This is a genomic window from Micromonospora sp. NPDC049044 (assembly GCF_040649215.1).
Taxonomy (GTDB): Bacteria; Actinomycetota; Actinomycetes; order Mycobacteriales; family Micromonosporaceae; genus Micromonospora.
In genome coordinates, this window is the sequence record NZ_JBEZFA010000012.1 from 112611 (window position 1) to 124586 (window position 11976).

The 11976-nt window shown below is 71.9% G+C and carries 9 protein-coding genes; 5 read left to right on the forward strand and 4 right to left on the reverse strand.

Features of this window, described 5'->3' with window-relative positions; all coding sequences use genetic code 11:
• Positions 1–16: 16 nt before the first annotated feature.
• Both AB0B85_RS12925 and AB0B85_RS12930 read left to right on the forward strand, forming a co-directional pair.
• Positions 17–325, forward strand: a complete 309-nt coding sequence (locus AB0B85_RS12925) for a hypothetical protein (protein ID WP_124822832.1) — start codon at positions 17–19, stop codon at positions 323–325.
• Between the two features lie 296 nt (positions 326–621).
• Positions 622–1347: a methyltransferase domain-containing protein gene (locus AB0B85_RS12930; protein WP_357406642.1), complete on the forward strand. Its 726-nt coding sequence runs from the start codon at positions 622–624 to the stop codon at positions 1345–1347.
• Here AB0B85_RS12930 and AB0B85_RS12935 read toward each other — a convergent pair.
• Positions 1344–2348: a LacI family DNA-binding transcriptional regulator gene (locus AB0B85_RS12935; protein ID WP_357406643.1), complete on the reverse strand. Its 1005-nt coding sequence runs from the start codon at positions 2346–2348 to the stop codon at positions 1344–1346. The two genes, AB0B85_RS12930 and AB0B85_RS12935, sit on opposite strands and share 4 nt — an antisense overlap.
• 100 nt (positions 2349–2448) lie before the next feature.
• Positions 2449–3945, reverse strand: coding sequence for an amino acid permease (locus tag AB0B85_RS12940; protein ID WP_357406645.1), 1497 nt, complete (start codon positions 3943–3945; stop codon positions 2449–2451).
• Positions 3946–4147: 202 nt separating this feature from the next.
• Here AB0B85_RS12940 and AB0B85_RS12945 point away from each other — a divergent pair, with 202 nt between their 5' ends.
• Positions 4148–5806 carry a family 10 glycosylhydrolase gene (locus tag AB0B85_RS12945; RefSeq protein WP_357406647.1) on the forward strand — a complete coding sequence of 553 codons (1659 nt, stop codon included), beginning with the start codon at positions 4148–4150 and terminating at the stop codon, positions 5804–5806.
• 242 nt (positions 5807–6048) lie between these two features.
• Here AB0B85_RS12945 and AB0B85_RS12950 read toward each other — a convergent pair whose 3' ends face one another.
• The gene (locus AB0B85_RS12950; RefSeq protein WP_357406649.1) at positions 6049–8889 is read right to left on the reverse strand and encodes an adenylate/guanylate cyclase domain-containing protein; all 2841 of its coding nucleotides are present in this window, start codon (positions 8887–8889) and stop codon (positions 6049–6051) included.
• A 152-nt stretch (positions 8890–9041) separates the two neighbouring features.
• Positions 9042–9257: a zinc ribbon domain-containing protein gene (locus AB0B85_RS12955; RefSeq protein WP_357406651.1), complete on the reverse strand. Its 216-nt coding sequence runs from the start codon at positions 9255–9257 to the stop codon at positions 9042–9044.
• A 54-nt stretch (positions 9258–9311) separates the two neighbouring features.
• On the opposite strand from AB0B85_RS12955, the gene AB0B85_RS12960 reads away from it, so the two are divergent.
• Both AB0B85_RS12960 and AB0B85_RS12965 read left to right on the forward strand, forming a co-directional pair.
• Complete coding sequence (locus AB0B85_RS12960) at positions 9312–10811, forward strand: lytic murein transglycosylase (protein ID WP_357406653.1); 1500 nt, start codon at positions 9312–9314, stop codon at positions 10809–10811.
• Between the two features lie 72 nt (positions 10812–10883).
• A complete protein-coding gene (locus AB0B85_RS12965; RefSeq protein ID WP_357406769.1) occupies positions 10884–11900 on the forward strand; it encodes a GNAT family N-acetyltransferase in 1017 nt (338 codons plus the stop codon).
• Positions 11901–11976 lie beyond the last annotated feature (76 nt).

The window sequence follows — 11976 nt, forward strand, 5'->3', positions numbered from 1 at the left end:
GGGTGAGAATGACGCCATGCTCAAGTGGGAGTACGCCCTGCTGGTCCGCCGCCGCCAGGCGGCGACAAACGACCTCGGCTGGGAGGTCGTGTTCGTCTGGTACGGCCCGGACGGCTCGATGGTCGACGTGACGCCCTACGGTGACACCTCGCTGGCCCACCTCAACCGGGCCGGCGACCAGGGCTGGGAGTTGGTCGCGATGAGCGAGGACCCGTCCCTGCCCGGCAACCACGAGTTGCACCGCTACCACCTGAAGCGGCCGAAGCCGGCCGACCCGCCGCCCCGCCAGCGAATGCGTGGGGGCCGCCGTACCCTCTCCGGCTGACGTGCCGCCGCCGGGCCCCGGCGTGCCCTGTGCGCGCGGGGCCCAGCGGCGCGCCCTCCGGCTGGCCGCCCGCCGCCGCTGGGCCCCGGCATGTCCCTGATGAGCGCGATTCCGCTGTGGCATCTAGATGCCACAGCGGAATCAGCCTCGTTCTAGTCCTGGCCCCGCCGGGACCGGCGGTGCACGGCGACACACCGCACCGACACCGACCTGCCCGGGACGGCGCGACGGATCGCTCCGGAGATCGGGGCATACCGGGCGCGATTGCGGGTATCGCGCGGCGGGAGGTGGCCCGAATGGTCGCTTTGGCACAGACTCCGCCCTCGGCCGACCGGCTGCGGGCGATCGACGAATCCCTCGCCCAGGCATGGGCGGACCAGGTTCGGCACGACGACCGGCTGCGGGGGCTGGCGGTCGAGGTGCGGTTCGACCGGGGGGTGGCCCATCTCAGCGGGGACGTCGCCGAGCCCGCCGAGCTGCGGCTGGTTCGGGACCTGGTGGGACGGCTGGCCGGCGTCTACGGCATCTGGTGCCGAGTCGGTGTCGGCGGACGGGCACCAGTGGTGGTGGACCTCGGGTGCGGTCCGAGCAAGCAGTGGTCGGGCAACCTGGGGCTGGACATCTACCCGGCGCCGGGGGTGGACGCGGTCGCGGACCTGTCCGGCTCGCTACCGCTCGCCGACAATTCGGTGGATGTCTTCTTCGCGGTGCACATCCTGGAGCACCTGATCGACTTTCTGCCGCTGGTTGACGAGTGCCACCGGGTGTTGCGTCCGGGTGGCGTGCTGCACGTGATGAGCCCCTGGTGGGGGCACGTCAACGCGGTGGCCGACCCGACCCACGTCCGGCTGATGGACGTACAGACGTTCAAGGGGATCTGTCAGGGTCGACCGCCGGGCACGCCGCGGTGGTACCCGCTGCACGCGGGCTGCGACGGCGCCTCGATCTTCGCTGACCTGACCCCACTCCCCCCGGACGCCGACCTCGTGCCGAAACCCCATCTGGCCCGCTTCTTCGACTAAGCCCTGGTGGACTCGCGCAGTTCCAGGCGGTAGGGGGCGGAGAGTTCCTTCGCGGGGGCGGCCCGGTCGCCGTCCAGGCGGTTGGCCAGGAGTTCGACGGCCAGTTGGGCGATCCGCTCCTTGTCCGGGGCGACAGTGCTGAGGGTGGGGATGGAGAACCGGCCGTCCTCGATGTCGTCGAAGCCGACCACCGCCACGTCCTCGGGCACCCGCAGGCCGGCCTCGTGCAGGGCGCGCAGGGCACCGAGGGCGAGCGTGTCGTTGAAGCAGAAGACGGCGTCGGGGCGTACACCGGAGGTAAGCAGGCCCCGCATGGCGGCCGCGCCGTCGGCGCGATGCCAGGCCGACGCGGACGCCACCAGGGTTTCGTCGTAGTCGAGCCCGGCGGCACGCAGCGCGTCGGTGTAGCCGGCCAGCCGGAGCCGGGCGCTGGCACCCTCGTCGGTGCGCTGGGGGCCGATGGCCGCGACCCGGCGGTGGCCGAGTGTGAGCAGGTGCTCGGTGATCTCCCGGGCCGCGGTCACGTTGTCGATCACCACGCGGTCCACGGGGCCGTGCTCGACCCGCTCACCGAGCAGCACCATGGGGGTGCCGTCCAGGCCGGCCAGGTCCGCGGCGGTGAGCGCCAACGGGCTGAAGATGAGCCCGTCGATCAGGTGGTCGGTGATGCCGGAGGCGACCACCCGTTCCTGTTCGTGCCGGCCGCCGGTCTGGTCGATGAGCACCGTCCAGCCGCACGCGGCGGCGGCGGTGACCACGTGGCGGGCCAACTCGGCGAAGTACGGGATGTCCAGTTCCGGAATGGCGAGGGCGATCACGCCGGTGCGGCCTTTGCGCAGGTGACGGGCCGAGAGGTTGGGCCGGTAGTTGAGTTCGGCGATCGCCTCCTCGACGCGGGCACGGGTGTCCGGCCGGACGTGCACGTAGCCGTTGACGACGTTGGAGACGGTTTTGACCGACACCCCGGCGCGCTCGGCCACGTCCTTGAGCCTGTGTCGCATTCCGCAACCTCCCCGAGGTGACCCAGCGCACAATATGCCTCGCCCCGGAGCTGGTGACACGGAAGGGCCCCCGAGCGGGGGCCCTTCCGGCGTTCGGAGCTCAGGCGGTGGGTTCGCGGGGGGTTGGGGCAACTGCCGGTTCGTGCTGGGCCAGTCGGTTGCGGCGGTAGCCGTAACCGAAGTAGATGATCGCGCCGAGCAGCATCCAGGCCAGGAACCGCAGCCAGGTCTCCACCGACAGGTTGAGCATCAGGTAGAAGCAGGCAAGCGCGGAGACGATCGGCAGCACCGGGGAGAACGGCACCCGGAACGGCCGCTCCAGGTCCGGCCGCTTGCGGCGCAGGATCGGCACGGCGATCGACACCAGCACGAACGCGCAGAGCGCGCCGATGCTGACCAGGTCGGCAAGCGCGGACAGCGGCAGGAAGCCGGCCAGCAGCGCGACCGCCAGCGTCATGATCGCCGAGATCCGGTACGGGGTGCCCCAGCGCGGATGCACCTTGGCGATCGACGGCGGGATCAGCCCGTCCCGGGCGATGGCGAAGCCGATCCGGCCCATCGCCACCAGGTCGACCAGGATGACGCTGGTCAGGCCCGCGACCGCGGCGATGGAAACCAGCACCGCCGCCCACCCCGCGCCGACCGCCTCGAAGGCCGACGCGATCGGGGCACCCCTGTCGATCTCGGTGTACGGCACCATCCCGACCACCACGAGCGAGACGCCGATGTAGAGCACTGTGGAGATCAGCAGCGTGCCGAGCAGACCCAGGGTGAGGTCCCGCTTGGGCTTGCGCGTCTCCTCGCCCAGGTTGGCGACGGCCTCGAAGCCGGTGTACGCGAAGAAGACCACTGCTGCGGCGCTGAGCACCCCGACGAAGCCGAAGACCGACGGTTCCAGCCCGAAGAGGGCCTGGGTGACCGGCTGCTTGATGCCGTCGTCGCCGCTGCCCGCGGGCTCGGCCGGCGGAATGAACGGGGTGAGGTTGGTGGCCTTGACGAAGAACAGACCGGCCACCACCACGAATACGCAGATGGCCACCTTGACCAGCACCAGCAGGTTGGTGATCCGGGCGGACTCCCGGATGCCGACGATCGCCACGACGCCGAGGATCAGCACGATGGCGATGGCGCCGAGGTTGACAGTGCTGCCCTCCTCGCCGAACCACCGGGTCGGCAGGTCGAGCAGTTCGGCGAGGTAGCCGGACCAGCCTCGGGCCACCACTGCGGCGCCGAGTGCGAACTCCAGCAGCAGGTCCCAGCCGATGATCCAGGCGACGATCTCGCCCATCGTGGCGTACGCGTAGGTGTAGGCGCTGCCGGCGGTCGGCACGCTGGAGGCCAGTTCGGCGTAGCAGAGCGCGGCGAGCAAAGCGACCACTCCGGCGATGGCGAAGGAGATCACCACGCCCGGTCCGGCGCTGTCGCGGGCCTCGATACCGGTGAGGGTGAAGATGCCGGTGCCGATCACGATGCCGATGCCGAAGCCGGTGAGGTCGACAGCGCCGAGCCGTCTCTTCAGCCCGAGCTGGCCATCGCTGCCGTCCGCCTCACCCTGGGCTATCACGTCCTTGATCGGTTTTGTGCGCAGCACTGACATGCGCTCACCCCTCCCACCACGCGACCACCGCTCGTGGCGGCCGGTGACCGGCGTTGCTACCCAGCGACGCGAACTGTCAACCACGAACCCTTGCGGTTCTGAGCCGGGTGTGAAAATTTCCTACCAGCGATACATATACATCGGCAGATCTTGCCGATTGTCGCGCTGATCACACGGGAGCCCCACCGAAGGGACACACCGCATGAAGGCAATTCGTCTCGGCGCGGCCGGACTGGCCGCCGCCCTGCTCGGCACCCTGGTCACCATCACCCCCGCGAGCGCCACCCCCGACGCGGCCGGCACCACCACCGCCACCTGCGCCACCGACCCGGCCACCCCGAAACGGCAGTTCCGGGCCATGTGGATCTCGTCGGTGGTCAACATCGACTGGCCCAGCAAGGCGTCCCAGAGCAGCCCGGACCGGATCGCGGCCCAGCAGGCCGAGTACCGCGAACTGCTCGACCTGGCCGGGCGGCTCAACCACAACGCCGTCGTGGTGCAGGTCCGGCCCACCGCCGACGCGCTCTGGCCCTCACCGTACGAGCCCTGGTCGGAATACCTGACCGGGGTACGCGGCCAGGACCCGGGCTGGGACCCGCTGGCCTTCCTGGTCGACGAGTCACACAAGCGGAACCTGGAGTTCCACGCCTGGTTCAACCCGTACCGCGTGTCCATGCCGGCCCCCGGCGGCGCCGGCGCGGACCTCGCCCAACTCGCCCCCGGCCACCCGGCCCAGCAGCACCCCGACTGGACCTTCGCCTACCCGCCGGCCGGCGTGGCCGGCAGCCGGCTCTACTACAACCCCGGGATCCCCGAGGTACGCGAGTTCGTGCAGACCGCCATGATGGACGCGGTCAAGCGGTACGACATCGACGGTGTCCACTTCGACGACTACTTCTACCCCTACCCCAGCGGCACCTACCAGGTGCCCGACGACGCCGCCTTCGCCGCGTACAACCGGGGCTTCACCGACCGGGCCGACTGGCGGCGGGACAACATCAACCTGCTGATCCAGGAGATGAACGGCAAGATCAAGGCGGCGAAGCCGTGGGTGAAGTTCGGCGTCAGCCCGTTCGGCATCTGGCGCAACAAGACCGCCGACCCGCTCGGCTCGGACACCACCGGCAGCCAGTCGTACGACATCATCTCCGCCGACACCCGGAAGTGGATCAAGCAGGAGTGGATCGACTACGTGGTGCCGCAGCTCTACTGGTACATCGGCCAGTACCCGGCGGCCGACTACGCGCGGCTCGTGCCGTGGTGGGCCGAGACGGTGCGCGGCACCCGGGTGCAGCTCTACATCGGGCAGGCCGACTACAAGAGCGGCGACCCGGCGTACGGGCCGTACTGGCAGAACCCGCGTGAGCTGTCCGACCACCTGACGCTCAACCGGTCGTACCCGGAGGTGCAGGGCAACGTGCACTTCTCCGCCGTCCAGGTGCGGGCCAACCGGCTCGGCGCCACCGACATCTACGCGGGTGAGCACTACTCCCGCCCGGCGCTGGTGCCGGCCATGCCCCACCTGCCGGCCCGGCCGCTGCTCTTCCCGGTGGTCACCAAGGCGACCCGGCAGACCGACGGGGTCCGGCTCACCTGGCGGCAGCCCGCTGACGGCGTCGGCCCGCTCGGCACCGCCACCTCGTACGCGATCTACCGGTTCGACGGCACCGCCCTGCCCGGCCGGTGCGCCACCGCCGACGCCGCGCACCTGGTCGGCACCGTCCGGGCCACCCCCGGCGGCGCCCAGTCCTGGGTGGACACCTCGGCCGAGCCCGGCCGGCACTACACCTACCAGCTGACCGCGCTGGACCGGTCGGCAAACGAGAGCCCCACGAGCCCGCCGGCATTCGTGCTGCGCTGACCGCCGCTCGGCATGCCCCGGACGCCTCGCGCGTCCGGGGCATTCGGGCTCCCTGGGCCGATTACAACTTCAACTGGTCCACCGACGTCCCCGCCCCCGCCCCGCCCCCGCCCCCGCCGCCCCTCGTTGATCATGAAGTTATTGCCACTCGCCTCGGCGTGTCGCAGCAATAACTTCATGATCAACAACGGGGGACGGCGGGCCGGCCGGGCTCTGGGGGGTGGGGGTCAGGGTCCGGGGGGTTAGGCGCGTTCGGTTCGGGTGGCGGGATGGCGGTCGGGGTCGGCGGGGCGGCGGGGGGCGGGCTGGGACAGGCCGGTGCTGAAGCGGGTGGAATCGGCCGCCAGGTCGGGGTGTTCCACGTCCAGGGCCAGCGCCGCGGCCTCGTCCAACCCCAACTCGGCGCCCTCGCCGTACGCGTCGTCGAACACCGCGTCGCCCAACTGCGCGCGTAATTCGGCCTGCTGGTCGGCCCAGTAGCCGCCGTAGATCCCCGGGGTGGCGCGCATGCTCGCCCGGGTGGCCTGCGCCGCCCCGAACAGGCGGGCCGCGGTCAACCGGTCCCCACCGATCGCGCAGCGCACCGCTACCGCGTTCAACGTGTCACACGCCCGACCGTGGTAGCCGTGGCCCATCCGCGAACGCAGCGCCACCAACAGGTGCTCATGCGCTGCGATCACATCACCCCGGGCCAGCGCGACCATCCCGAGCAGCATGTCGACCGACCGCCGACCCCGCTCCACCGGGCGGGCCGCCTCCACCGGACGGACCGCTCCCAGCAGGTCCGCCGCCTCCGACAGGGCACCCCGCAGCCAGAGCAGCTCGGCCAGACTGAACACCGCCAACAGTGCTTCACCGATCACGTCCTGCCCGTGCGCCCAGTCGATGACCTCCCGGCACACCCGCTCGGCCTCGACGAACTGCCCCATGTCCACGAGCGGTGCCGCCCGACCGGCGAGCACCCGGGCCAGCAGCCCGGCATCGCCGGCCTGCCGGGCAGCCGCCTCCGCCCGCTGGGAGTAGCGCAGCTCCTCGGCGAACTCACCGTCCGCGCCGGCGTGCAGCGAATGCATGTGGTAGACCGCCGCCAGCTCCGCCTCCGGGATCCGTTCACCCGTCTCGGCGATCCGCCCGTACAACCGGAACAGCCACAGCCGCCCCTCCCGGGCCAGGCCCCGCTCAAGCCACCACTGGTCCAGGCCGCCGGCCAGACCGAGACCGGCGCGGGCGCTGCCGCCGGTGGCGCACCAGCGCAACGCGGCGCGTACCTCCCCGGCCAACGGGTCGAGGGCATACAGCGACAGCGTCACCGGACGGCCGTCCTGACCCAGGTGGGCCCGGTCCACCGCATGGGCCGACCAGGCCACATGCCGATTCCGGGCGGCCTGCTCCTCACCCGCCTCAGCCAGCCGCCGCGCCGCGTACGCCCGGATCGGGTCGAGCATCCGGTAGGTGCTGCCGGTGGCCCGCGGCTCGGCCAACACCATCGATTTGTCCACAAGCACCGAGAGAGGGTCCAGCGGGTCGTCACCGAGCAGCCACTCCACCGTCGCCAGGTCCACCGGCCCGGCGAAGACCGACAGCCACCGCAGCAGGCGCGCGGCCCGAGGGCCCAGCGTCCGGTACGACCAGGTGACGGTGGCCTGCATGGTCAGGTGCCGTTCCGTGGCCGACCGCTGCACCGCCCTGCTCGCCGCGGTGGGCGGCGACGCCCCGGACGCCGCGGCGACCAGGTCCACGGTGTCCTGCTGGTTGCCGGACCAACCGCGCTCCACCGGCGGCGGGTCCGGGTCCTCCCGACCCGCGTCAAGGGTGCCGAGCACATCGTCCAGACGCTCCGCGAGCTGCCCGACGGAGAGCACCCGCAGCCGGGCGGCGGCCAGCTCGATGGCGAGCGGTAACCCGTCCAGCCGCTGCACCACCCGGCGGAGGTCGGCCGACTCGGCCGGGTCGGGTCGTCGGCCGCCACGCGCCGCCGCCGTACGGTCCAGCAGGAGCGCCACCGCGTCGCTCTCCGCACCGTCCGCCTGCGGGTCGACCGAGAGCGGCGGGATCCGCCACACCACCTCGCCGGGCAGGCTGAACGACTCGCGGCTGGTCGCCAGCACCCGCACGCCACTCCCGCCGGACAACAGCCGCGCGATCACCTCCGCGCAGGCGGCCGGCTGGGTGTCACAGGTGTCCAGCACGACAAGCATGCGGCGGCCCGCCGCGTACTCGACGAGGGTGTCAAGCATCGGCCGGCCCGGCTCGGGTCGCAGGCCGAGCACCGCGGCGATCGCGAACGCCACCAACCCCGGGTCGGTCACCGCGGCGATGTCGACGAACCACACCCCATCCGGGTACGCCTCGACGACTCCGCTGGCCAACTCCACAGCGAGCCGGGTCTTGCCCGCCCCGCCCGCGCCGAGCACCGTGATCAGGCGGTGTTGCCGCACCAGCAGGCCCAACTCGACGCGCTCGGTCTGCCGACCGACGAACGACGTCACCTGGGTCGGCAGATTGTGCGCCACCGCGTCGGCGGTGCGGGGGCGCGGGAACTGCCGCTCCAGGCCCGGCGCGACCAGTTGGAACAGCCGTTCCCTGTCGTCGAAGCCGCGCAGCCGGTGCAGGCCGAGGTCGAGCAGGGTCGCACCGGGTGGCAACGGTTCGGCCCGACGGGCGGTCGACGCCGAACAGAGCACCTGCCCGCCGTGCGCCGCGGCGGCCACCCGGGCGGCCCGGTGCACCTCGGGGCTGGCGTAGTCGCCGTCGCGCGGCTCGGCGTAGCCGGTGTGCAGGCCCATCCGCACCCGGGGTGCGGCCTCGGCGGTCGGCCAGTCGTGGTTGGACAGCGCCCGCTGGGCGGTCAGACAGGCGGTCAGCGCCGCTGCCGCGTCCTCGAAGGCCAGGAAGAACGAATCGCCCTCGGTCAGCAGCTCCGCGCCACCCGTGCTGGCCAATGTCCGGCGCAGCAGCCGGCGGTGCTCGGCGAGCACCGGGCGGTAGTCCGGACCGAGCAGCTGGGCCAGCCGGGTCGAGCCCTCGATATCGGTGAACACGAAGGTCACCCAACCGCTCGGGAGCTGGATCCGTGGCGACATGCGTGGAACCTCCGCCCGTGACGTCGGGTTCATGCTGCCTGAGTCCGAGCGGTAACGCATCGTGAGAACGGTCGGGCAGATGCCGCCTCAAAGTGCCACTCGGGCCCGTTCCCGGCAAGGACAGCCCACCAGGTGGCGGCGAATTGCTCCGATCAGCAGCCGCAGCTGCCCCCGCAGCACCCACCACCGGCGGATGGCGGGGCGCCACCGGCGACCCCACCGCGGCCGGTCACCGCGACCGCGGAGAGCAGCTTGACCGTGTCGGCGTGTCCCTGGGGGCAGGCGGCCGGGTCAGCGGCCGCCGCCATCGGACGGTTGACCTCGAATGTGTCGCCGCACGCGCGGCAGCGGAACTCGTACCGGGGCATGCAGCCAGGGTACGGGGAACTGACGTCCGGCGGACGATGGGTGATACTCGACGGGTGGTGGACGGCGAGGACGACACGCGTGTGCAACCGTTACGACCGGCCGCGCCGCTGGACGGGCCACTCGAGGGCTCGGGGGCCGCGCCCGACCCGGTGCGGGCGGTGCCCCGCCCCCGCCGGCCCTGGCTGAGCAGCCGGACCACGAGTACGCCTACCACACCCGCCACCACGTCCGGCCCGACCGACACCACCGCTTCCGGCCCGACCGACGCCACCAGGTCCGGCTCGGACGCGGGTGCGGCCGGCGCCGACACGAAGGGCCCGGGCAAGCCCGCGCCGGTCGCCGAGGGCAGTGCCGACACGCAGGTGTCGGCCCCCGGGACCGCCGCACCCACCGACAACACGAAACCCAGCGCACCCGTTGACGATGCGAAACCCAGCGGGCCTGCCGACGGCACGAAAGCCGACGCACCCGCCGACGACGCGAAGACCGGCACCGTGGGCGTCGCGGAGCTGGCGAAGACCAGTGTGGACGAACTGTCCGCCGTGCCGGCATCCGATCCCGCCCGGCGGCGGCGGGTGCCGTTCGCGCACGCGGTACGGCTACCGCCGCGTCAGGTGGCCGCCTCGGCCGTCCGCGCGACTCGGGCCTGGTCCCGCCGACCGAGTGGTCGGCTCACCCTGCCCGGCCTCTTCCTGCTGGCGCTGGTGGCCACAACCGGTGCGGCGGGCGCCCTGCTCGTGCCGGCCACGATCCGCGCACCCCACCCGGTCGCTGCCGATGCCTCCGGCACGCCCACCGTGCCGCCCGGGGTGCCGCCCCGCCTGCCCACCGGCCCGGTGCCCAGCGGCGGACCACCGGGTGGCGGGCTACCCAGCGGCGGGCTACCCACCGGCCCGTTGCCCAGCGGTGGACTACCGAGCGGCGGGTTGCCCGGTAGCGGACTGCCCAGCAGCCCCGGCATCGGGCCGGGGGGCGGCGGGCGGCCGTCGGACGCCCTGGCCGGCTGGGCCCAGCAGGTTGGCGCCAAGGTGAACATTCCGGCCGTCGCCATGCAGGCGTACGGCTACGCCGAGCTGATGCTCGCCCAGACCAACCGCAGTTGCGCGCTGAGCTGGACCACGCTGGCCGCGATCGGGCAGGTCGAATCGGGGCACGGCTCCGCCAACGGCGCGCGCCTGGGACAGGACGGCAAGGCGCTCCCGAAGATCATCGGCTTGCCGCTGGACGGCAAGGACGGCCGGATGCGGATCATCGACACCGACCGTGGGGTGCTCGACGGTGACCTGACCCTCGACCGGGCGATCGGGCCGATGCAGTTCATCCCGACCACCTGGCAGGAGATCGGCGCGGACGCCGACAACGACGGGGTCAAGGACCCGCACGACCTGGACGACGCCGCCCTGGCCGCGGGCAACTACCTCTGCAAGGGTGGTCGCAACCTGAGCATCCCGACCGACTGGTGGAACGCGATCCTGTCCTACAACGATGTACGCCGGTACGCCCAGGACGTCTACGACACCGCCAACCGGTACGGACGGGCCAGTCGCCCGTGAAGTGATCGTCTCGATACGTTGGAGAACTGGACACTTCCCCCGGGCCTCTGTTAGCGGCAAGCTAGACGGGTGATGGTGCGCGAGTGGGACCCCAGGACCGCGTCGTCCGCCGAGATCGCGTCGCTGCTTGTCACGCTGAACGCGGTGCTGGCGGCCGATCTGCCGCAGGATCCGCCGTGGCGGGAGACCTCACTGCGCGAATACCTCGCCGAGGTGATGCCCGGCGAACGGCGGATCTCGTGGATCGCCCAAGCCGAGCCGACCGGTCCCGGTGATCCGGGCGCGGTGCTCGGCCAGGTTCACGTGCTGCTCCTCGGTGACATCGGCGTACTCGAGGTGCTTGTGCACCCGTCGGTCCGGCGCGGCGGTCTCGGTCGTGACCTGGTGTTGCGCGCCGCCCGCCGGGTCTACCAGGAGGGCTTCCAGTCGATCGGGGTGGAGGTGGTCGGCGACACGCCGGCGGTGGCCTTCTACGAGTCGCTCGGCTTCATCAGGGAGTACGTGGAGACGCGCAGCGTGCTCGACCTGACCGCTGTCGACTGGGCCGAGCTGACGCAGATGGCCACCGGCATCGCGGCGGGCTACCACCTGGAGTTCTTCCCCGGCGGGCCGCCGGACGACCTGATCGAGGCGTACGCGCGGGCGAAGGCCGAGGTGCGTGACGTCGACGACGGGGAGCTCCGGCCCAGCTCCTACGAGCCGGAGCGGCTGCGCGACAGCCTCGACACCCTGCACCGGCGGGGGATGAAACCGTACATCGTGCTCGCCCGACACGAGCAGAGCGGCGAGGTGGCCGGCCTGACCGAGGTGGTGGTGCCCGCGCAGCACCCGACCCGCGCCGACCAGTACGACACGATCGTCGCGCAGGACCACCGGGGCTACGGCATCGATCGGGCCATCAAGGCCCGGATGCTGCTTGAGCTGCGCTCCGCCGAGCCGGAGCTGATCGAGGTGCAGACCTGGAACGCGCAGGCCAACGAGGCGATGCTGAAGGTCAACGCCGAGTTGGGCTACCGACCGGACCGCGAGTGGTGCGAATACAGCGTCGACGTCGCTGAGCTGGTGCACCGACTCGATCCGCCCCGCTGAGGGAATTCACCAAACTGTCCACTAGGGGATGGACGGTGGCCCATCGGGCACCTTAACGTGCGTTGACCCCCATCCA